The sequence below is a fragment of the Frigoribacterium sp. MCBA15_019 genome, from assembly GCF_001864945.1.
Classification (GTDB): domain Bacteria; phylum Actinomycetota; class Actinomycetes; order Actinomycetales; family Microbacteriaceae; genus Frigoribacterium.
Genome location: NZ_MJGS01000003.1, coordinates 1 through 21625, shown reverse-complemented (window position 1 = coordinate 21625; position 21625 = coordinate 1). Strand labels below are relative to the sequence as shown.

Below are 21625 nucleotides of genomic sequence, written 5' to 3'. Positions count from 1 at the left end.
GCCCGCCCGGGCGTTGACTGGCGCTCGCGACGGCCAACCCACCGAACCGTCCTCGCGAACGGAGCCACCCATGCCCCTGATCGGCATCGAAGAGCACTGGACCACCCCCGAGCTGAAGGCCGCGCTGGAGTCGCTGCCACCCGAGCTGCGGGACGACAGCCTCGCGTTCAACGAGCGGGGTGACCACCTGGCCCGGCTCGAGGACGTCGGAGACGGGCGGATCGCCGCGATGGACGAGCAGGGCATCGACGTGCAGGTGTTGTCGGTGGCTCCCCCGGCGACCGGGCCGTTGCCGCCGGCCGACGCGCGTCGGCTCGCTCGAGACCTGAACGACCTCGCGGCGGAGGCCGTGGCGCGGCATCCCACGCGCCTCCGGGCGTTGGCGACCCTGCCGATGGCCGACCCGCAGGCGGTGTCGGGAGAGTTCGAGAGGGCGTCCGCGGCCGGTTTCGTGGGGGCGATGGTCTACGGCCGGACCGGTGACGTGCCCCTCGACGATGCTCGGTACGACGACCTGTTGGCGACGGCGGCTCGGCTCGGCAGGCCGCTCTTCATCCACCCGCAGATCCCGACGCGGGAGGTGCGCGCGGCCCAGTACGGAGGCCTCGGCGACCTGACGGGGCTGGCCCTGTCGACGTTCGCGTGGGGCTGGCACCTCGAGGCGGCGACGGCGGCGTTGCGGTTGATCGCGAGCGGGGCGTTCGACCGGCACCCCGAGCTGCAGATAGTGCTGGGGCACTGGGGAGAGCTGCTGCTGTTCTGGCTCAGCCGTGCCGACGGGCTGTCGGGGCTGGCGGGCCTCGATCGCACGGTGAGCGAGTACGTGCGGCAGAACGTGCACATCACGGCGTCGGGCATGTTCGAGCCGGCACTGCTGCGGCACGCGCTCGAGGTGACGACGATCGACCGGTTGCTCTTCTCGACCGACTACCCCTTCCAGCACCCGACGGGCGACGAGGTGCAGGCCTTCCTCGCCGAGTTCGCGACGGACGCCGACCGTGACGCCTTCGCCGGCGGCAACGCGGCCCGCCTCTTCGGCATCGACGTCTGAGAAGGAGGCGCGGGTCGGTTCGCCCGCGCCCGTCACCCCGGTGCTCGCGCGAGTGGGCAGAAGGTGCTCGTCCCGAGCCCCCGAGCAGCATCTTCTGCCCACTCGGTGTCCTCGACCGCGCCGGACGACCGGCGTGACCGAGGTCACCGAGGTGACCGGGGTGACCGGGGTGACCCTCGAAGCAGGACTCCGTCCGGCTCCGTGCCGCGCCCTAGTCTGTGCGCATGGCCACCCCGCCCACTCCCCGCCTCGGCCGCCTGGCCGTCGTCGCCGCGATCGTCGGTGCCGTGGCCTACGGCGTGGCCGTGCTGCTCGTCTGGACGCCGTTCGGCCCGACGGGCAGCGTCCGGTACTCGACGGAGCCACCCGTCGACTGGCTGACCATCCGTCGAACCACGGCCGCCGTGCTCGGGACCTTCGGACTCGCCGCCCTGGCGACGGCCCTCGTGCTCGCACTGGTCGTGCTGGTGCGGTGGGCCGTCCCGAGGCGCCGGAGCCGCGCCTCCTGATCGGGTCGTCCATGATCAACCTCGTCGCGCTCGTCCCGGCCCTGCTCACCGCGGCCGTTCTGGCCGTCGTGCGCTGGGCGCCCCGAGGTACCCGGACGGACCTCCGCCAGTGGGGCACCCGGGCCCTCGTGTTCTGGACGGCGGTCGCCGCGGGCGCTCTCGTCGCCCTGCTCGCGGGTCTGCGACTGCAACAGGCCGACCTCGCCGTGTGGTCGGCCTTCGCGCTCGTCGCGGCGGGCGTCGCGGCCGTAACCGCGATGGCCGTGCGGTTGGTGTCGTCGTTCGGACGGTGATCCGGTACGTACCGGATTACCGAACGGGCGACATGATTCCCCCTGCCCACACGGTAGGGCGACACGTGACGTGCAGACGAGCCCCCGTTGGGAGGCCAGATGGCCCCCGGCTAGGCAGGCGCGATCGAGTGGTCAGAAAACGTCCTTCCGCCGCGGGCGAAGGACACTTTCTGACCACTCGACCCTCGTCCGGAGGCACTTTCGGCGAGCGCCTACCGGTCGCAGGCGATCCCGTCGCCGTCACGGTCGAGGTCGTAGACGTCCGAGCCGACGACGGTGACCGGCCCCTGGACGTACGCGGGGCCGTTGCCGCTGCCTCCGGCGCAGTCGACGTCCGAGGCGACGGGGACGCACGCCCCGGAGTAGTTCGAGTCGCACCCACCCGCAGCCGGAGCCGGCGCCGGTGCAGCGACGGGTGCCGGGGCGACGTAGGGCACGCGGGTTCCGACGCTCGTGACCTGCGACACCGGGGGGACCGTGACGGTCTCGCTGACGAGGGTGCGGGCGGTCTCGACTCCGTCGGTGGTCGTCACCTCGTAGGTGTGGACCTTCGTGCCTGCCTGTCCGGTGGTCGTCACGGCGCTGGTGCCGACGTCGCGGTTCGGGTCGTCGACCGAGACCGACTCGAACGGGACGCTCTCGCTCTCGTCGACGCGGGTGACACTGACGACCGGGGTGGGAGTCGGAGTGGGGGTCGGGCTCGTCGTGGCGTCGACGGCGACGAAGGGCTGCGCCGCACCGTCCGGGCCGGCGGCCTCGCCTGCCCCGGAGAAGGCACCGATGGCGGCCGCGTTCGCCGCACCTCCGACGACCAGCAAGAAGGCCATGAAGCCACACGCGATCAACACCCGGCCCGTGTTCGTGAGCCTGTTCCACCACAACGTCATCGTCGTTCCCCCCGACACCTGACGATCCGTTCGTGAGGCATCCACAGCATCTGGTCGATCCCCGCGGAAGGACAGCCCCCGTCCAGGGGTAGACCGATGCGACAGCGCGAAGGCCCTACGACGAGGCGAGCACGTCCGTGGCCGCCTGATCCGCCCGCCATGCCCCGACGAGCGTCCCGAACAACAGCACGATCATGCTCCCCGCTGCCCAGAACGCGATCGCCTCCTCCGACGGGCCGACGACGAGCGGCACGACGATCGATCCCACGGCGAGCGCGCACCCGACCGTGACCGGCACGAGTGCCGCACGATGCCCGGCCTGCCACGCCTCGGGCGACGCCATGACGTGCCGGAACCGGATGCCGGCGAGGTGGTTCACGCCGAGCCGGCCTCGGGCGGCGGCGAGCGTCGTCCCGAAGACGACGGCGCACGCGGCGAACACGATGAGCGGGACGACGAACAGCATCCCTCGATGCTAGGTCGGCGTCCGCTCGCGCGACTCCCCCGAGCGGCCCGTTCTGATGCGCCGTGGCCGGCCCGGGCGTCATCGAGTGGGCAGAAAGTGTCCTTCCGCCGCCCCCGAAGGACAATTTCTGCCCACTCGAGCCCCACGAGCCCACCAAGCCCCCGGAAGAATGACCCCATGCCCCTCGTCCCCATCGACCCGACCGATGCCGACGCCCGAGCCGACCTCCGCGCCTTCCTCGCCGCCGCCGACCTCACCCTCGCCGGTCTCGACTCCCCCACGCCGCGCCTCCGGCTCTGGGGCGACCGCGACGCCACCGGCACGGTCGTCGGCAGCACCGGCTACGAGCTGAGCGCCGACGGCGCCCACGCCCTGATCCGCAGCGTCGCCGTCGCCCCCGCCGCTCGCACGCGCGGCGCGGGCTCCCGTCTCGCCCGCCACGCCCTCATCGACGCCGCCACGCACGGAGCCCGCCACGCCTGGCTCTTCTCCCGCCGCTCCGGACCGTTCTGGCAGAAGCTCGGCTTCACCCCCGCCGACCGCGACGCCCTCGCCGCGGCCCTCCCCGACACGCACCAGGTGCAGCTCTTCCGCGCCACGGGCCAGCTGGCCCGCGAGGTCGCCTGGTCGCGCCCCCTCGCGGGCTTCCGCTCGACGGCCCCCTAGGAGGCGCGGGTCACCTTCTCCCCGTCGATCACGCGTGGTCGAGTGGTCGCGAATCGTCCTCCACCCCTGCCCGAAGGACCATTCGCGACCACTCGACCCCCGGCCGCATGGGCGACTCGCGAGGCTCGCGGGGTGACGGGCAACGGATCACGGGATCGGGACGACGTCCCAGTTCGCGTAGTACTCGAGCAGGAACACCGTGATGTCCTGGTCCGGCCGGAAGCGCGTCCCGACCCCGAACTGCATCCCCTGCTCGCGTGGGAGGGAGGCGCTGACGGCGGTCCGCTCGGGGGCGTCGCCCGGCCTGCCGGTCGGACCGGCCGCGATCTTCTGTTCGAGTTCGCCGACGGTGTCCGAGGGCAGTCCGAGACCGTCGAGCGCCTCCTGGTAGCCGGCCACACCGGCGTCGGCTCCCTCCACGGCGGGCGTGTCCACCCGCAAGCCGAACGACCGCCCGGCGGGCACGAGCACCTCGCCGGTCGTCGGATCGTCGACACCCTCCGGCGAGTCGTTGAGCTGGAAGGTGACCTCGTTCGCCCGGACGTCGACGGACGTGCCCCCGGGCAACACGAAGCGCACCGGGCGCCCCCCACCGCCCGACGAGCTGTACGCACCCACCTGCACCCCCGACGTCGAACCGTCGCTCGTGTCGATGCCGAACGCCTCGGCGCTCGGCGGCACGGTGAGGTCCCAGACCTCGACCCCGTCCTCGGTCGTCATGGCTGTGGGCTGCGGACCATGGTGGCTCACGCTCAGCTCGCGTCCGTCGGATCGACTCGATGTGCCAGGGGCAGGCTCGGCCGCGGGCGTGCACCCGGCGAGCAGTCCGACCACGGTCGCGACCACCAGGGTGGCGGCCAGGCGGCGGCCTCGGGTCGATGCCATGCGAGCTCCGTCTCGTGCAGGTCGTCGAGCAGTCGGAATGGTCCTGAGATCGTGAAGACGACGAAATCGAAGCAACCGGAGGTCACGTCACGGGATCGGGACGACGTCCCAGTCCGCGTCGTACTCGAGCAAGAACACCAGGTCGTCCGAGTCCGGCTGGAACGTCGTGCTCACCCCGAACCCGACGCCCTGCTGACGGGGAAGGTCCGCACTGACGCCCATCGATTGCGGGGCATCACCCGGCCGGCCGGTCGGACCGGTGTCGATCTTCTGTCGCAACTCGTCCACGGTGTCGGCAGGCAGTCCCACCGCAGCCAGCGCCTCCTGGTAGGCGGCCACGCCTGCTTCGGCCCCTTCGGCGGCGGGCGCGTCGACGCGCAGCGAGAACTTGCGCCCCGCGGGCACCAGCACCTCGCCGGACGTGGGATCGGTGACCCCCTCGGGCGAGTCGTTGAGCTGGAAGATCACCTCGTTGGCGCGCACGTCGACCGTCTTGCCCCCCGGCAGGAGGAACCGCACCGGGCGTCCCCCGCCGCCCGACGAGCTGTACGCGCCGGGCCGGACCCGTGACGACGAGCCGTCGCTCGTGTCGATGCCGAAGGCCTCGGCGCTGGGCGGCACGGTGAGGTCCCAGACCTCGACGCCGTCCTCGGTGGTCATGGCTGTGGGCTGCGGACCGTTGTGGCTCACGGCGGGCTCGCTTCCGTCGGGTCGGCTGGAGGTGCTGGGGGTCGGCTGGGCTGCGGGTGTGCAGCCGGCGAGCAGGCCGACCGTGGTCGCGACCACCAGGGTCACGGCCAGGCGGCGGGTGCGGCTCACTGCCATACGAACTCCGTGTCGTGCAGGTCGTCGAGCAGGCCGCCGAGGCGGTGGTCGAGACGTCGGTCGTCGATGCGGTCGGGAACGGAACCGCCGACGAGCTCGCGGGCCCGCTCGGGGTCGCCGTGTGCGAGCTCCTGCCAGGCGGGCAGGGTGTCGTTCTCGATGTAGTCCCAGCGCACGTCGAATTCCGAGATGTTCGTGGTCGGGATGTTGAAGGTCTCGATCTGGCCTTGGACCCCCGGGAGGCTCGGCACGTAGTCGAGGGGAACCGAGAAGCCGCCCTCGTACTGGCCGAGCGTCTTGGTGTCGGGGATGGACGCGTCGCCGACGATTCCGAGCATGGTCGTCAGTGCCTCCCCGGTCGGCTCGTGGTCGCGCATCTGGTCGTAGCTGCGCTGGATCGTGTCGTGCTGTTCACGATAGAGCAGCGCCTCGTTACCCGAGTCGACGAGGTCGGTGCGGCCGGTGCGGATGCCGGTGTCGATGTCCTGCCAGGCCTGCAAGGTGGTCTGCGACGAGACGGCGGCCTGCTGCTCGCTTTGGTTCGGCCCCTCGAGCAGCCCGGCGGCCTGTAGTTCGGTGATGCCCGCCATGCCGTCGGCGAGGTATGCCTCGTGCATCGTCGAGGCGTCGTAGAAGATGTTCTTCTGCATGTCGAGGAAGGTCTTCTCGTAGAAGGCGAGCTCGTCGTCACCCATCTGGGCCACCTGGTCGGTGAGCGGCCGCATCGACGGCGGCAGGAGCGGGGCGATCGTCGCGATGTGGTCGCGGAACGAGTGCAGGTCGAGGAACCCGGCGGCGAAGTCCGGCCCGACGAGGTTGGCCATGCCGGCCCAGGTGAAGTCGGGGTTGTCGAGGTACAGCGAGGCGTAGTACTCGTACGATCCGGCCACCTGACCCATCAAGGCCGGGGCACCCCGCGAGGTGTCCCAGGTCGCCAGGTCGATGCCGGTCTTCTCGGCGGCCCGCGTCACGTAGAGCTGCTGCAACACCGAGGCGTAGTGGACGGGGTCGGCCCCGATGGCGCGCTCGGCGGCGACGATCGCCTGCAGGATCGTGGACGGCGTGCCCCATGCGGGCGGCGACGTCACGAGCCCCTCGAGGACGCTCGGGTTCGCGGCGAGCCACGCGGCCGCGACCTCGGGGTCCATGTGCGAGAGCAGGTCGACCGGGTCGTTGCCCTGGGCCTCGAGGAAGGCGGCGACGGCGAGGTCGAGCGAGCGGTTGGTGAGCGTGCCGCTGCCGGCCTGCTCGAAGGCGGTGGCGATGTGCTCGACCCAGGCGACGTCTTCGTCGTTCTCGTCGGCCAATCGCGACCCGCCGTCGACGAACGACACGGTCCCGAGCGGAACCCACGAGCTGCCGCCGACGAAGCGTGCCCAGGCATCGGACACGAGGCCGAGCTGCTGACGCAGGACGATGTTGCACGCCTTCGCCTGGACGACGAACGTCCGCAGGTTCTCGGTCGTGGCGCTGCTGGTGCCGGACCCGTTGCCGCTGCTCGTCCGGGTGCGCTGGGTGCTCGAGAACGCGACCGAGATCGGCGTGGGCGAGACGGGAGGCGTGGTGGGTCGGGGGTCGAAGAACTCCTCGACGTCGCCCACGAGATCCCCCAAGAAGGAGGCGCGGTTCCGGTCGTCGCGCTCGGTGTCGCGCGCCTGCCACGAGGCCAGTTTGTCGCGGCGGGCGTTCTCGGCGGTGGCCTGCTGTCTCGCTCTCTCGACCTGCTGCGCGAGGTCGTCCATGGCGTGGGCGAGTCGGCCGCGCTCCTCGGACTCGGTCGCGCACGCGACGCGGAAGAGGTCGGCGTAGCCCCCGCTGAAGCCGTCCATGGCCGTCTCGGCGGCGCTGCGCCGAGTCGTCCCTTGCCCTGTGAATGCGTCGTCTGCGGCCCGCGCGACCCTGATCAGCGCGGACGCGGCAGCGTCGTCGAAATGAACCCCCATGCCCCTGATGATAGGCGTGGATACCTCAGTTCTGCACGATCCGCAGGGTCGACTGCCCGCCGGTGCCCTGGTTGGGGGGCACCTCTGGTGGCGCCTCCGCAGCAGAGCCAGCATCCCCGGCATGAGGACGCTCACGTACTCCGTCAACGTCACGCTCGACGGCTGCATCGATCACCGTGAGGGCCGGCCGGATGCCGAGGTCCACCAGCTCGCCGCCGAGGCTCTCGCGCAGGCCGACGGTCTGCTGCTGGGTCGGGTCACCTACGAGCTGATGGAGCAGTCCTGGCGTCCGCCCGCCTCCGACGCGTTCCCCGACTGGATGCAGCACTTCGCCCGGACCATCCACGAGATCCCGAAGTACGTGGCATTGGCGACGCTCGAGGGCGTCGACTGGAACGCCGGGCTGCTCGGCGGCGACGTGCGTGAGGCGGTGCTCGAGCTGAAGAGCCGTCCCGGCGGCCCGCTCCGCCTCGGAGGTTCCGCCTTCGCCACCGACGTCGTCGGCTGGGGCCTGGTCGACGAGTACGAGTTCACCGTCCACCCCTGGGTCGCCGGCCACGGCCCCTACCTGCTCGCTGGCCTCCCTCGTCCCCTCGGCCTCACCCCGACCGCCCGCCACGCCCTCGCCTCCGGCGCCGTCGCGACGACGTACCGGCCTCGGGCCTGAGCCTCGCTGCCGTCACTTCAGAAGAGGCAGCCACCCCGAGGAGGCGCGGGTCATCGCGGTGACGCACGTCGCCTTGCTAGGTTCGCGACATGTCCCGACAGATGGCCGATCCTGCGTTCCACGCTGACCAGACCGCACGGGCCTTCACGGCGCCCCACATCGCCCCGATCAACGCCTTCGTGGACAGCATCCGGGATCGCGACGGACGTGGCTGGGTGCCCTACGTCCCGCCTCACCACGGCGGCATCGACGCTCGGGTGATCAGCATCTTGCGCGATCCGGGCCCGGCCACTCAGCTCGGGGTCGGCTCGGGCTTCATCAGTGTCGAGAACGACGACCCGACTGCCGAGCGAATGGCTCACCTCTTCGATCGCTACGGCATTCCGGTCAGGACCGTCCTGCCGCGGAATGCCTACCCCTGGTACATCGACGCGGCGCCCAGTGCTCGGCAGTCGAAGGCCGGGGCAGGCGTTCTCGTCGAACTTCTTGAACTCACGCCGGAGGTCGAGGTCGTCCTTCTCCAAGGTCGGGATGCGGAGAAAGCCTGGCGGCGAACCGTCTCCCTCCAACCCCATCTAGCGGACCGCTTCTCGATTCACGCCACCATCCATCCGGGGAGGCAGGCACTCTTCCACCCTGACCCTGAGGAGCGCCGTCGTCGCGTCGCTCATCAAGAGCGCGCCTTCGAAGAAGTCAGCGAACAACTCGCACGTTGACAACAGGAGACGTGGGCATCTGCGTGACGCTGAATCCTCAGGGTCTGTGGTCAGCCCCGCCTGTTGGCGAATGGGTAGCTGCCGTGCTCAGCCTTGAAAGCCTCCAGGTAGGACTTCTCGACCGCCAGAGCCGACTCGCCTGGTGTCTCCAACCACGCCACCAACAGGTCGCCGGCGATGTCGAGTTGCCACAAGGCGCGGCCACCCGAGTGGTTCTCGGCTTGGCGGCTGAAGGCACCGACCCTGGTGTGAAGACCTTCGCGACCTTCGGCCTTCCCGATGTAGACGACGTACGCGCCCATCAACCACTTCCCCTCGAGATGGACGGGGTCGTACGGCATCCGTTTCGTGATGACGTTCGAGGCTAGGAAGGCGGGACGCTCTTCACTTTCGTAGAGCACGACGTACACCCCGTGCCGGCGCGGCAGGAGGGACCGGTCCATCCCGACGAGTGGCACGAAACCGCTGAAGCCAAGTCGTTCCAGTTCTGAACGGTTCCAGGCGGCGGGTAGGGCAATCGCGTCTGTCGTCTCGGGCAAGCCAGCACTGCTCGCATCACCAGTGGCCTCAGTCATCCGCCGATCATGGCAGACCATGGCAATACGCCCGGTCCTGGCGCAAGCCACACGTGAACTATTGTCAACTCAAACCCGACCCGTGACCGCCCACCCGAGGGCGCGAACGTCCCCGCCCCGGAGGTATCCCCATGAGTGACGACATCGAGCTGATCAGCGACGGAGACGGCGTCGCCATCGTCGGACCGCCGGAGGCCGTCGACCGGTTCCTCGCCGCCGAGGGGCTGTCGTCACGAGACCTTGGTCTAGGTCGAATAAAGCCGTCGCTCATCGCATCCGGTGTCCTCGACGCCGGCGCGAAGATCGCCGAGAACTCCGGTCGCTGGGTAAAGTTGACCAAGGAATCAGCTGCGGCCATGAACAAGTACGACGTCATGAAGGGCACCAGCAAAGGCCTGAGCCGGGGCGTCCTGACGGAGAATGGGCAAATCAAGGGCCTCATTGAGTTCAGCCGCGGTGGGGTGGGAACCTTGACCAACCCCGCCATGCTCGCCGGCGCCGCAGGCCTCATGTCCCAGATCGCCATGCAGCAGCAGATGGACGAGATCAGCGACTATCTCGAAGAGATCGACGCCAAGGTCGATGACGTCCTCCGTGCACAGAAGGATGCGGTTCTCGCCGACATGGTCGGCGTCGATCTGGTGATCGACGACGCCATGACGGTTCGCGGCGAGGTAGGGCGCGTGTCCGAGATCACGTGGTCGAAGGTCCACACCACCTCGACGACCATCGCTCGCACGCAGGTCTACGCCCTCCGTCAACTCGACGCCCTGGCCGAGGGACTCGAGAAGAAGAAGATCTCCGATCTCGAGGACGCCACCCGAGAAGTCGAGTCGAAGGCGCAGGAGTGGTTCGCCGTGCTGGCTCGCTGCTTCCAGCTGCAGGATGCCCTCTCCGTGCTCGAACTCGATCGCGTCCTCGATGCGTCCCCGGACGACCTCGATCGTCACCGACTCGGCCTCACGGCAGCTCGGAACAAACGCCTAGAGGTCATCACACAACGAACCGAGCTCCTCGTCGATCGTCTCGAGACCGCAGCGGGCCTCGCCACTTCGAAGGTTCTACTGCATCCCATCGCCTCGGGTGCCATCGTGAGGTCGAGCAACAACGTGGGCTCCGAGATCACCCGTTTCCAGGACGGTCTCGGCATCGAGAACTCGCACGACATGCAGGAAGCCAAGCGCTGGGCCACGGCGGTCGTCGAGATGCGCGACAAGGCCCTAGACCGAGGCGAGGACGGCGTCGATGCGGCCAAGCGGTTGGGTGACGAGACCCTCGACCGAGCGAAGTCGGCGTCGGTGTCCGTCACCAGAAAACTGGCCGAACGAGCCCGCCGCTGGCAAAAGAGCGACTGAGCCGCACCTATGGCGTACGAGGGCCTTGCCGTCATCGACTTCGAAACCACCCTGTTCTCGCCGCAGCACGGTCACCGCGTGATCGAGGTGGGCCTCGTGCTCGTCTCCTCAGATGGCGTCATCGAGCTCGCATTCGAGACCGTCAACAACCTGGCCGCGATCTAGGTCCCACCCCTGTAGATGGAATTGATGATGCCGACATCAAGAACACCGCGATCTCGGAGGCCATTGCCTACAGGCTCATCAAGCATACGTAAGTGTCGCTCACGATTCCCACTTTAGGACGATCTGCAACCCAGCCGAAGTAACACGACTCCGCATGCCCTCCCGCCCTAGGCAAGACAGCGCCGTGCGTGACATGTTGCCCGTCAAACCTCGCTTGCGAGCCGCAGTTAGCAATACGGCCGAACACCCTCCCATCCTCCCTATTTCCAGATACAAGCGAGCTTCACCATTCGCCTCTCGCAATGATGACGTTCAGCGATGGCGTCTCTGTCGCCGATCCACGGTCAGGAGTTTGCAGGAGGGGAACCTCGCGACAGGCGCCCCTCGAGCGCGTAATCCCCTCGGCTACAGAGGCATGAAATCAACGACCAGGAACGGTAATAAGAAGCGGAGAGGCCCTGCTGCCAGGATCAGACTCGAAGGTGTCAGACACGAACGTCAACTAAGACATCTGTCTACGATAGTATTCGTACTCGTCGATACCTATGCGACCAGCCGTATTCACAATACTGTGTAGCAACTTATGCGCCTTATCCAAACGCACATTGCCCATCCACGCAAATTGACGATTATCTTGACTCACAAAGACCCAGTCCTGGTCTGTCCACGCGGCTACTACAGACCCACTATTCGTTGGCGAGAACTTTGGGAGATCCATGGCAGCGAGCTTCGACTGCCTAATTTCTAGCGGTATGTCATGCCCCTCATGGTGGACAACGAGATCGAACTTAACCTGGTTTTTTCTAAGACTCGATAGCGGCAGAAACGGAAATGCCGTTGCTTCGTGAAGACGAACTCCATCGCAGAGCGGCTGGAAACAGATCCAATACCGCGAATACTTCGGCCCAACAAAGTTTTCCCCCTCCTCAAAAGATTTGCCCTCTCGCAAAATGGCTCCGAGTTGGAGCTGGGGGGCAATGCTATGAGAACCCTCATATGCGCGATCGCGCGCCATGGACGACAATTTGGCAAAGGAATAATCAACGGTCAGAGCACCTTGCCAAGCATCAACCTTGTTATCGTCGAAAAGGAAGGAGGTCAAGCTTCCCTTCTTATCAACCTTCTTGTTCCGCGATCCCTCGATTAGCAGGTCAACACCAACCCCGTTGAGCAGTGCGCTTTTAGCGTCCTCGATGCTGTATTCCTTGAAACGACCCTTATCGAGGCCCATCCATTGACGAGCGTTAGACCGCCCCTGCATTCTGTCGTCCAGGTACCGCTCGATGCGATCCATGTCGAAGGCAGATCCCACCCCCGCCGAAGCTGCAAGGGCCCCAAGCTCGTCACCGATGAGAGCCAAAGCAAATTGGTGCGCATCAGCAGACGATGTCAGGGCGCGGTGTGAAAGTAGCGCAGGATCTAAATCGTGGCTAAAGCGAGCAAGCAACCTGTGTGCGTACATTCGTACGGCGGAAAGAGAATTCAGTGCTAATTCAGGCAGCAACCCAGTCGCCACCAGGTCTGTGAACTCGTCGACAACGCGAACTGGCAGGTCATGTGCATTGACACTGTCAAGACCATGTATAGCAATCGGGCGCTCTTTGCTTAGAAAGACTATTCGAGCATTTGCAAAGTCAATTCTACGATTACTGATCTGTATCGCGGCATCTGGGAACGTCTTTTCGATACCTTCGGAAACATCCCCCATCATTCTATCGAAGTCGCTTTCACCCGTGTATACACAAATTAGTCGAAGACGCGAGCCCAGCACAGCATCAGCTTGTAAAATTCCTAATATTAGACTCAGGCTAGTCGCATTTGTGGCTTGACTCTCACGGTTGCTTACTGTTCGGGCAACGGAGGGACGAATAGTCCAATCGAGGACAACGACGTCGCTCCTAGAGGCCAAGGTCAACAACCGGTCGTTATCGCGAGGCTCATCATCCGGGCTTGGCGCGAGAACCGAACAAGAGATCCCTACGTCCGCGAATCCATCGACTATTGTCCTAGTCGCAAACTCCTCCGGATCCAGCACAAGGTCCCCGTCAAGGTCATCGTTCTCCGTGTCATCGAGGTCACCTCCGGGAAAGGTGGGCGCGCGACCGCCCGGCTCCTCGTCCCCCAAAGTCGCCTCGACGACAGAACCCTCCAGATTCTCATATGCCCGGTCGTCAACGACCACCACTGTCTGAAGGAACTGCGCCGCTGCTCCCACGGCCGGACCTCTACTCGACATCAGGAAGCCCGCCGGCATCAGTGATTCTGAAGGTGGTGCCTTCGAGATCATTTTCGAGAACTAGGTCCCACCCATCTCGAGCTAATAAGTCTCGGGCAAGACTAAGTCCAATTCCCCGACCACCCGGACGTCGTCCAAATCCGCGTTCAAACACGAATTCTCGGTCGCGTTCTGGAACGCCCGGCCCATTATCTGAAACGCTCGCGCTCTTTCCGTCCGAATCCACAACAATTCGAGCATCGGGGTTTGAGCCCGTGGACGCCCAATAAATGGCGTTGTCAATTAGATTGACGAAGACAGGATAAAAGGTGCTAGGAAAACCCCTCACCGCCCAAGCATCGAAACTATCAGTAAAGGAGATACGAACGCCCTCCCGGGCGAGCCGTTCATTGAACACGCCGTTTAGGAAGCCGCGTATCTCCGAGCCGGTCAAGACAATAGATTCTCGATATAGCCGGCGCTGCAAAGGAGTGAACAGTCGCAGATATCCGTCAAGATGAGCGAACGATGCGCGGAGATCCCGGACGACAGGTTTCAGTCGGGGTGTGCTTCGAGCCCATGGAGCTAAAGACTGCAGTCCTTGACGGACGGAACGAATACTCGCCTCGAATTCATGACTCACGACCTGAACGGCCTGCCCAAGCTGCAGAATCTCAACGTTGGCGTCAATCTGCTCACGTAGGTCGATGACCTGCTCTTTCAAGCTCACGTTCTCGATTGCAGTGTCGCTTTGGCGGTGAGCCTCTTGCACCCTCCACTCGAGGTCTTGGAGAGCAGTCCGATGCCGATAGTAGATAGCCTCTAGCTCCACACTCACAGTCGACTCGTCCGCGAATGAAAAAGACTGGGAATCGCCACGTAGTAGTTCTACATCCCTACGCATCAGTTCCTCGCGTTCTCGAAGTTCAGACGAGATGGCGTCCACAAATGCTGTGACCGAGGCCTTGACGGATTCCACGCTGGTTTGAATCTCGAGGTCTAGCTGCTCGCCCAGCGCTTGAACTCGACGAACTCGACCTTGGGCTAGCTCCTCCCGGTCGCTGCCTCTCGAGCGAGTCGAAGTAGTGTCCATGAGGAGGGCGTCTACTTCCGTCGCGAACGCCTGAATTCGCTCGGCGGCATCCTGCATCAGGACACCATAAGAAGATAAGGTTCTTTCTTCATCCCGAGATACCGCCAGTTCGGGCGGCCTCGCGACGAGCAAAAAATCGCGGACCTCCTTGACTTGATCGCGGACAAGACTCTCAAGTTCAGTTATATCGTCGGACGCCCCTGAGCCGGCACCCACGCTGTAAGACTTGATCTCATCTCTCACCCGCTCAAGCTGCTCTTCGAGTCGACCGCGTTCCAGGAACGAAAGTCGATCCTCGACCGTAGCGAGAAGCCTCTGCCGAGCTACACGTTCCTTCCGCTCACGTTCTAGAACACCCGGCGATCGTTCCTTGATTCTCTGGCGTTCTGCGCGCCACTCCTCGGCCGTGGCGGCCTTGCTAGAGAAGTTGTTTGCTGCAAGTTGTATGAGAAAACCTTGTAGCACATTGAGAAAATCTCTGTAGGCCTGGTTCTCGCGGAAGCCTTCTCTACCAGCTTTCTCCTGAAGGAGTCGATTCTGGTCGCTACTGAGATCAATAGCCCCGAACATACGTCTGTATGAGAAGTAGTAAGTGGCAGCGTTTAGTGAGCGCCGCTTTTCAATTTCGAGGTAGTCCTTATCAGAATTGCCGTAAGGGAGAACTCGGATGCCATCGCGGTAAACATACAGTCCACCGATCTTCTCCAGCCGACGGGTCATCTGGGTAAAGTCACTCGGCTGAAGCCGAGACTCTGAAGCTTGGCCCTGCACGTAACCGAACTTGATGCCAAAAGGCCCGCACGCAGTCGGCCGACCCTTTGACCCCTTCCAGGGCTCCCTTATCTCGACTGGTTCAGCTCCGTAGATACTCAGCGAGCCTGAGAATGAGCCATCGGCATCGAACTTCCCCTCAACTAGGTGATCAGTGAGGTCAAAATCTTCTCCCTCCCAAAAATATGTTCCCGGGTCGATGACATCTTCGATACCACGAGCGGAGTGCCGAATAAACTCTGTACTAAACTCTGGGGTTTCGGCCGACATATTTATCGAATTTGTAAATCCGAGGAGAAACCTTTGGAACTCACTAACTGCAAATTCGTCGTCTCGCTCGGTTGGTTCCATGACGCTATCCACATCGGGAGAAACCGGGGCGACTATGAATGCAGTTCCTGATCCGCGAGATAAACTGGGTCCGTTCATCGTCACGAAGTGATGGGGCTCGAAGGTCAAATGGTCGAGCTCATCGTAGATGCGTTCGCGGTAGGCCGACGGGATGCGCGTTGCAAGTTTCTCAATCCCGTCTCTAACTTCATCAGTCATGCTTTTCAGCAGAGCTGAAGTGAGATCACCCACTGCTTCCACCCGCCGAATTGGAACGATGACATCATCTAGAGTTAAACCCGGAATCTCGAACATTGTCCACTGCACAAGAGCGAAGACGATACAGTCCTCGCTCGACCCAATTGCGCCGAGAGACCGACTAGCTACTAGTAGTTGCGGTCCGGTGCTCGCGATGGCCAGACGTCCGATACCCTTCTCGCCCATCTGACGGCGCACCTGCATGCCGGCTGGCCGTGTAACCGGAGGCAAGGATGAACCTGGACTTTTACTGTCTGTGCCGACCGTGAGCCATCGCGATACGAAATCCTCGGGCGTCATTCCCACGCCATCGTCGCGAATGACCAGAATCCGCTGATCAAAGAAAACGTCTCCTCGAACTGCATGGGCATAAGCATCGTACGAGTTCTTGAAGATCTCGGAGACTGCCGTGGGTATACCGGCAATCTGCTGTCGACCAAGCATGTCGACTGACCTGGCGCTGGTTCGAAATTTCCCCATTGAACTTATTTTCTCTCTGTCAGGCGACTTGCTAAAGGTGATGCAGCATTTCGACGGCTAGCGCCCGTCCCAGCTGCAAAGGCACAGCATTGCCGATTTGCCTTGCGATCGAAGTCTTACTGCCGAAGAACATATACGACGATGGGAACCCCTGCAGAAGACCTGCTTCGAGATGCGTGATTGCCCTGTTCTCCGTCGGATGGAGGTAGCGGCCCTTCTCGGGTTTGAAAAATTCGGTTCGAATGGTGACGGCTGGCTTATCCAAGTGGAGCCTTCCCATCACATCTCCCGAGCCAGACGTATGTTTTCGCCAACACGGGGGCAGCAGGTCCTCCTTAATATCAAATCGGTTCCCTCCGACGGGAATACATTCGAACCGATCCAGGGAAAGCTGAGAATAGTTGCGAGTCAAGTGGAGGTCTCGTAATGCGAAAGGGCCTTGAATCGAGGAACGCTGGCGCATTCGGTGACCTGGCGCGGGGAGGTCCGTAAGCGAGGGGTTGGGGGTAACACCGTGATCCCTGAAGGTTTGCCGCACCGTCACAAGATCTGCTCCGGCTTTGGCACCGTGTGAGGGTATTGGGAAGTTTGGCTCGACCTGATCTCGTCGCCAGCCGAGTATCACCGTACGTTTGCGAGACTGCGGTGAACCATATTCAGCCGCATTAAGTACCTGATACTTGAATTTGTACTCACTGAGCACCCCGTTTGGTCCGGTTTCATGAATAAAGTCCGTGAATTGAGACGATTTGGCGAATGCAGCAACGTTTTCGACTATAAAGTATCGCGGATTGGCGCGTCGGACCGTTTCGGCATAGTGCCTCCACAGGTCGTTGCGTTCGTCCTCGACGTCTTGCTTGCCGAGGGTTGAAAAGCCTTGGCAAGGCGGTCCGCCGACCACCAGGTCAACTTCCGGGACGAGTTCTTCTTCCAACCAAGACTGAATTGCGCCCTGGTAGACGAGCCCTTCACCGTGGTTGGCCTCATAAGAAGCGGCTGCGGCAGGGTCGAGCTCCACGGCTCTGACCGTCTCATACCGAGCTGACGCGTTCCGCAAACCGGCACTAAGTCCCCCAGCACCAGCGAACAGGTCTAAGACCTTAATAGATCGGGATTTACCTGGCTTGTCGGAGGGTCTTAGCGGGACACGGCTCATGATCGGAAAGCCTAGCCACCTGAACCGTCACTTCGAGGTAGGCCCAAACCCGAGTTCGACCGGGCTGTCCCCTCCGGGTTTAGCGCAAGCCACGCTCAGCGCCGCGATCTATAAAATGGGGCGCCAGGAGCCCCCCATGGCGTCCACGACGCGAGATCCAGAAGAACTGCTGCCCTTCGGAGTGCAATGACGAGCTGGGACTCGATCGCGCGGGATTCAAAACCAGTGCGACTTAGAGTCGCATATTTGCTCGTGGGCTCTCGACTGGGTAAGTCCGCCGCGCGCTGATATTAAGAAGTACCCGCTGCGACACGATGTGAAGTCGCATAACCAGTCATCAACTGGGAGACCTGGCCTCGACGCCGCAATAAAGGCTCAAGAAGCGTAGGTATCGGGTACCGAGCTGAGCAGTCTGGGCACGAGGGGTAAATTCGCGTCATTCATGCAGCTCTACAGATTACTAGCCCGAATTGGAGCCCAGCGTCGTTTCGGCATATGCGGATCAGTCCGGCCATAGGAGGACGGGACGTGAGTCCATACACGTGGTGCACCCGCCCAAGCCTAAGACTGAGGCAGGGAGTAAAAATTTCCGCCGCCAAGCGACACAATCACGCAGTTTCCGGCCAGCCCAAATAGAAACCGGAAGTTAGCCATGGGCCCTGCACCTCTTTTGGTCGGGCTGACAGGATTTGAACCTGCGACCCCTTGACCCCCAGTCAAGTGCGCTACCAAGCTGCGCCACAGCCCGAGATCCGGGTTCGAATTGCAACCCGGGTCTTGGTGTTGCCCCGACCGAGGCAACCCCACAACTATAGCCGATGAATGGGGGTGCCTGAGACCGAGCCAGGGCAGGGCGGTCCGAACGGAGTGTTTCGCCCCGTTACAGCGCACGGGACGGCAGGCACCCCGCCCACCTACCGTCGTGACATGCCCACCTCGACGATCCGCGCCTCCTCGGCCCTGCCGATCCGTCTGCGCGGCGTCGGGAGGCGCTTCGGCGAGCGCCCCGTCCTCCACGCCCTCGACCTGGACGTGACGGCCGGCGAGATCATCGCCATCGTCGGCCCCTCCGGCTGCGGCAAGTCGACGCTGCTGCGCCAGGTGGGCGGCCTCGATCAGCCCGACTCCGGCACCGTCGACATCGACGACTCCCCCACCCGGCCCACCGACCAACGCTGCGCCATCGCGTTCCAGGAGCCGCGCCTCCTGCCCTGGCGCACCCTCCGCCAGAACGTCGAACTCGGCCTGCCGAAGGGTGAGCGAGGCAGCAAACCCGACAAGGCCGCCGGCCGGGCCCGCATCACCGAACTGCTCGACCTCGTCGGACTCGGCAGCTCGGCCGGCCTCCGCCCCCGCCAGGTGTCCGGAGGCATGGCTCAACGCACCTCCCTCGCCCGCGCCCTCGCCCGGGCCCCCAAGGTGCTGCTGCTCGACGAACCGTTCGGAGCCCTCGACGCCCTCACCCGCCTCCGCATGCACGACCTGCTGCTCGACGTCCACCGGGCCGAACCCACCACCGTCCTCCTCGTCACCCACGACGTCGACGAAGCCCTCTACCTCGCCGACCGCATCGTCGTCCTCGCCGACCTCTCGCAGCAACCGCCCGCCGGCGCCACGGGCGCGGCCGACCCCACCGCAGGAGGCGCGGCGCACGCCGACACCGCAGGAGGCGCTCCCAGCATCCAGCGCATCGTCACCGTGCCCGGCGACCGACCCCGCGACCGCGACGACCCCGCCCTGGCCGAGCTGCGCCTCCAGCTGCTCGCCGACCTCGGCGTCCACCGCGTCCACGCCGGCAACTCGATCACCAACACGCTGACCGCACGCGCTACGACCGAGACCGTCGACCACACCGGCACCAAGACCGCACCCGACCACCGCACCGCCCCCGACAGCACGGAGACGAACCGATGACCTTCCGCACCTCCCCCACCACCCGCACCCGCGCCTCCTGGGCCGGCGGTCTCGCCCTCGCCGCGGCGAGCGCCCTCCTCCTCACCGGCTGCGTCGCGGGTGAGGACGCGGGCACCGGCTCGGCCGACGCGGCAGGCACCGGCGCGAGCGACGGCGAGTGGTCGACCGACACCCTCGACATCGACTTCGCGACCTACAACCCGCTCAGCCTCGTCGTGAAGGACCAGGGCTACCTCGAGGACGCCCTCGGCGACGGCGTCACCGTCAACTGGACCCAGTCGGCCGGCTCGAACAAGGCCAACGAGCTGCTGCGCGCCGGAGCGGTCGACGTCGGCTCGACGGCCGGCTCGGCCGCGCTGCTCGCCCGCTCGAACGGCTCCCCCATCAAGACGATCGACGTGTACTCGCAGCCCGAGTGGTCGGCCCTCGTCATCCCCGGCGACTCGACCATCACCGACGTCGAAGGCCTCCGGGGCAAGACGATCGCCGCGACCAGCGGCACCGACCCGTACTTCTTCCTGCTGCAGGCACTCGACCAGGCCGGGCTCAGCGCCTCGGACGTGACGATCCAGAACCTGCAGCACGCCGACGGACGCGCCGCCCTCGAGAACGGCAGCGTCGACGCCTGGTCCGGGCTCGACCCGATCATGGCCGCGAGCGAGGCCGAGTCGGGCACCAAGCTGCTCTACCGCAACGTGGACTTCCTCAGCTACGGGTTCCTCAACGCCACCGAGTCGTTCCTCGAGGCGTCGCCCGACGTCGCGCAGGTCGTCGTCGACTCGTACGAGAAGGCCCGCGCCTGGGCGCTCGAGAACCCGGACGAGACCGCCGCCATCCTGGCGAAGGCCGCCGCGATCGACCCTGCCGTCGCCACCACGGTGATCGACCGCACCCACCTCGACATCGACCCCGCGCCCGGAGCCGACCAGCAGGCCGTCCTCGAGAATGTCGGCCCGATCCTCGTCGAGTCCGGAGACGTCCCCTCGCAGGACGACGTCGACGCCGCCCTCGACTCGCTCTTCGACGACAGCTACGCCAAGGCCGCGTCCACCTCGTGAGCGACAACCTCAGCGGCCGGGAGGCGGACGCCCGCCAGGTCGTCCGCTCCGAGGCGACGCGTGGCTCGGGCACCGTCGTCGACGGAGCCCGGCGCGGCGACGTCACGGACGCCGTGACCGGCACCCCCCTCGAGGAGGCGCGGGTCGCGTCCGACGCGCACCGCACCTCCTCGACCGGACCGCAGGAGGCGCGGGTCGCCGAGAACGGACGCCGCGCCTCCTCGTCCGGGTCGCTCGCCCCGCGACGCCCGGGCACCCCGGGCGCGACCCCTCCCCGCCGCCTGGCACTGCTCGGGGTGCTCGTGCCGGCCGCCGTGCTCGCCGCTTGGGTGCTCGCCACCACCGTCGGCGGAGTGCCCTCGTACCGCCTGCCGTCCCCCGCGGACGTGGTGCGGGCAGGAGTCGACCTCGCCGCCACGGGTCAGCTCGGCCTCTACGTCGCCATCTCGGTGCAGCGGGTGCTGATCGGGTTCGTGGTCGGATCGGTGATCGGGCTGGTCGTCGGCGCCGTCGTCGGGTTGTCGCGGGTGGGCGAGGCGTTGCTCGCACCGTCGATCGCGGCGGTGCGTGCGGTGCCGTCGCTGGCCTGGGTGCCGTTGCTGATCCTGTACCTCGGCATCGGCGAGGACAGCAAGGTGACGTTGATCGCGATCGGTGCGGCCTTCCCGGTGTTCACCACGGTCGCGGGGTCGCTGCGGCACGTCGACCCGCAGCTCGTCGAGGCCGGACGCGCCTACGGCCTGCGGCGGGTGTCGCTCTTCACCCGGGTGCAGCTGCCGGCCGTGCTGCCGTCGCTCGTGTCCGGGCTGCGGCTGGCGCTGGCGCAGGCGTGGCTGTTCTTGGTCGCGGCCGAGCTGATCGCGTCGTCGATGGGCCTCGGCTTCCTGCTGACCGAGTCGCAGTCGAACGGACGCGTCGACCGGATCTTCCTCGCCATCGTGCTGCTGGCGCTGCTCGGGACGCTGAGCGACACCGTGCTGAACGTGGTGCAGCGCGTCGCGCTGCGCCGCTGGCGGTAGGCGGCGGGCCGGCAGCCGCGCCGCCCGCGTACGACGCCAGGAGGTGGTCACCGCGCCAGGACTAGTCCTGGCGCGGTGACCACTTCCTGGCGTCGTGGCCCGCCCCACCCCGCCACGAGGTACACACGCCGCCACGAGATCGCGTGGCGGCGTGTTTACCTCGTGGCGGGATGCAAGCCGACCGCCTGCCGTCCGCACCCCGCGCACCCAGCCCGGCCCGCGCCTCCTGCGCACGCACCGTCCGCACGCCGCGCACCCAGCCCGACCCGCGCCTCCTGCGCACGCACCGTCCGCACCCCACGCACCCTGCCCGGCCCGCGCCTCCTGC

20 protein-coding genes and 1 tRNA gene are annotated in these 21625 nt (G+C 65.5%); 11 read left to right on the top strand and 10 right to left on the bottom strand.

The genetic code is table 11. The features are described 5' to 3' along the window. The first annotated feature begins 70 nt into the window (after nucleotides 1-70). The 3 genes from BIV04_RS06760 to BIV04_RS06750 all read left to right on the top strand — a co-directional run bounded on the left by BIV04_RS06760 (nucleotide 71) and on the right by BIV04_RS06750 (nucleotide 1853). Nucleotides 71-1051, top strand: a complete 981-nt coding sequence (locus tag BIV04_RS06760) for an amidohydrolase family protein (RefSeq protein WP_071255381.1) — start codon at nucleotides 71-73, stop codon at nucleotides 1049-1051. 224 nt (nucleotides 1052-1275) lie between these two features. Beyond that, nucleotides 1276-1560 carry a hypothetical protein gene (locus tag BIV04_RS06755; RefSeq protein ID WP_071255379.1) on the top strand — a complete coding sequence of 95 codons (285 nt, stop codon included), beginning with the start codon at nucleotides 1276-1278 and terminating at the stop codon, nucleotides 1558-1560. An 11-nt stretch (nucleotides 1561-1571) separates the two neighbouring features. Then, complete coding sequence (locus BIV04_RS06750) at nucleotides 1572-1853, top strand: hypothetical protein (protein ID WP_143048594.1); 282 nt, start codon at nucleotides 1572-1574, stop codon at nucleotides 1851-1853. 212 nt (nucleotides 1854-2065) lie between these two features. On the opposite strand, the gene BIV04_RS16435 is transcribed toward BIV04_RS06750, so the two are convergent. Beyond that, entirely contained in the window at nucleotides 2066-2680 is a 615-nt protein-coding gene (locus BIV04_RS16435; protein ID WP_083396231.1) for a G5 domain-containing protein, read from the bottom strand. Nucleotides 2681-2855: 175 nt separating this feature from the next. Then, the gene (locus BIV04_RS06740; protein WP_071255376.1) at nucleotides 2856-3206 is read right to left on the bottom strand and encodes an SdpI family protein; all 351 of its coding nucleotides are present in this window, start codon (nucleotides 3204-3206) and stop codon (nucleotides 2856-2858) included. 177 nt (nucleotides 3207-3383) lie between these two features. Between BIV04_RS06740 and BIV04_RS06735 the strand changes: the two genes are divergently transcribed. Next, nucleotides 3384-3872, top strand: coding sequence for a GNAT family N-acetyltransferase (locus tag BIV04_RS06735; RefSeq protein WP_071255375.1), 489 nt, complete (start codon nucleotides 3384-3386; stop codon nucleotides 3870-3872). Between the two features lie 147 nt (nucleotides 3873-4019). On the opposite strand, the gene BIV04_RS06730 is transcribed toward BIV04_RS06735, so the two are convergent. The 3 genes from BIV04_RS06730 to BIV04_RS06720 all read right to left on the bottom strand — a co-directional run bounded on the left by BIV04_RS06730 (nucleotide 4020) and on the right by BIV04_RS06720 (nucleotide 7525). Next, nucleotides 4020-4757 carry a hypothetical protein gene (locus tag BIV04_RS06730; protein WP_071255374.1) on the bottom strand — a complete coding sequence of 246 codons (738 nt, stop codon included), beginning with the start codon at nucleotides 4755-4757 and terminating at the stop codon, nucleotides 4020-4022. A gap of 87 nt (nucleotides 4758-4844) precedes the next feature. Then, complete coding sequence (locus BIV04_RS06725; protein ID WP_218141831.1) at nucleotides 4845-5582, bottom strand: hypothetical protein; 738 nt, start codon at nucleotides 5580-5582, stop codon at nucleotides 4845-4847. Then, nucleotides 5573-7525, bottom strand: coding sequence for a hypothetical protein (locus tag BIV04_RS06720; protein ID WP_143048593.1), 1953 nt, complete (start codon nucleotides 7523-7525; stop codon nucleotides 5573-5575). Before BIV04_RS06720 ends, BIV04_RS06725 begins: the two co-directional genes overlap by 10 nt. Before the next feature lie 121 nt (nucleotides 7526-7646). Between BIV04_RS06720 and BIV04_RS06715 the strand changes: the two genes are divergently transcribed. Together BIV04_RS06715 and BIV04_RS06710 are read left to right on the top strand one after the other, a co-directional pair. After that, nucleotides 7647-8192 (top strand): dihydrofolate reductase family protein, encoded by a 546-nt coding sequence (locus BIV04_RS06715; protein WP_071255370.1) that lies wholly within the window; start codon nucleotides 7647-7649, stop codon nucleotides 8190-8192. A gap of 89 nt (nucleotides 8193-8281) precedes the next feature. Then, nucleotides 8282-8908 (top strand): uracil-DNA glycosylase, encoded by a 627-nt coding sequence (locus tag BIV04_RS06710; protein WP_071255368.1) that lies wholly within the window; start codon nucleotides 8282-8284, stop codon nucleotides 8906-8908. Between the two features lie 50 nt (nucleotides 8909-8958). Here the strand turns inward: BIV04_RS06710 and BIV04_RS06705 are convergent, their stop codons facing one another. Then, the gene (locus tag BIV04_RS06705; RefSeq protein WP_143048592.1) at nucleotides 8959-9483 is read right to left on the bottom strand and encodes a hypothetical protein; all 525 of its coding nucleotides are present in this window, start codon (nucleotides 9481-9483) and stop codon (nucleotides 8959-8961) included. 356 nt (nucleotides 9484-9839) lie between these two features. Between BIV04_RS06705 and BIV04_RS06700 the strand changes: the two genes are divergently transcribed. Beyond that, nucleotides 9840-10838, top strand: a complete 999-nt coding sequence (locus BIV04_RS06700) for a hypothetical protein (RefSeq protein ID WP_255364190.1) — start codon at nucleotides 9840-9842, stop codon at nucleotides 10836-10838. Between the two features lie 9 nt (nucleotides 10839-10847). After that, the gene (locus BIV04_RS17085; RefSeq protein WP_177174781.1) at nucleotides 10848-11003 is read left to right on the top strand and encodes a hypothetical protein; all 156 of its coding nucleotides are present in this window, start codon (nucleotides 10848-10850) and stop codon (nucleotides 11001-11003) included. A 502-nt stretch (nucleotides 11004-11505) separates the two neighbouring features. Here BIV04_RS17085 and BIV04_RS16730 read toward each other — a convergent pair. The 4 genes from BIV04_RS16730 to BIV04_RS06690 all read right to left on the bottom strand — a co-directional run bounded on the left by BIV04_RS16730 (nucleotide 11506) and on the right by BIV04_RS06690 (nucleotide 18054). After that, a complete protein-coding gene (locus BIV04_RS16730; protein ID WP_143048591.1) occupies nucleotides 11506-13290 on the bottom strand; it encodes a response regulator receiver domain in 1785 nt (594 codons plus the stop codon). Then, complete coding sequence (locus tag BIV04_RS16430; RefSeq protein ID WP_083396229.1) at nucleotides 13229-16150, bottom strand: ATP-binding protein; 2922 nt, start codon at nucleotides 16148-16150, stop codon at nucleotides 13229-13231. The genes BIV04_RS16730 and BIV04_RS16430 overlap by 62 nt, the downstream gene beginning before the upstream one ends. 31 nt (nucleotides 16151-16181) lie before the next feature. Further along, nucleotides 16182-17306 carry a DNA cytosine methyltransferase gene (locus BIV04_RS06695; RefSeq protein WP_071255366.1) on the bottom strand — a complete coding sequence of 375 codons (1125 nt, stop codon included), beginning with the start codon at nucleotides 17304-17306 and terminating at the stop codon, nucleotides 16182-16184. A gap of 671 nt (nucleotides 17307-17977) precedes the next feature. Further along, nucleotides 17978-18054, bottom strand: a tRNA-Pro gene (locus BIV04_RS06690). Between the two features lie 179 nt (nucleotides 18055-18233). Between BIV04_RS06690 and BIV04_RS06685 the strand changes: the two genes are divergently transcribed. The 3 genes from BIV04_RS06685 (at nucleotide 18234) to BIV04_RS06675 (ending at nucleotide 21297) form a co-directional block, all read left to right on the top strand. Then, nucleotides 18234-19220: an ABC transporter ATP-binding protein gene (locus BIV04_RS06685; RefSeq protein WP_071255364.1), complete on the top strand. Its 987-nt coding sequence runs from the start codon at nucleotides 18234-18236 to the stop codon at nucleotides 19218-19220. Continuing rightward, on the top strand, nucleotides 19217-20278 hold the full coding sequence (locus BIV04_RS06680) for an aliphatic sulfonate ABC transporter substrate-binding protein (protein WP_071255363.1): 1062 nt from the start codon (nucleotides 19217-19219) through the stop codon (nucleotides 20276-20278). The genes BIV04_RS06685 and BIV04_RS06680 overlap by 4 nt, the downstream gene beginning before the upstream one ends. Before the next feature lie 113 nt (nucleotides 20279-20391). Continuing rightward, nucleotides 20392-21297 (top strand): ABC transporter permease, encoded by a 906-nt coding sequence (locus tag BIV04_RS06675; RefSeq protein WP_071255493.1) that lies wholly within the window; start codon nucleotides 20392-20394, stop codon nucleotides 21295-21297. The last annotated feature ends 328 nt before the right edge of the window (nucleotides 21298-21625 follow it).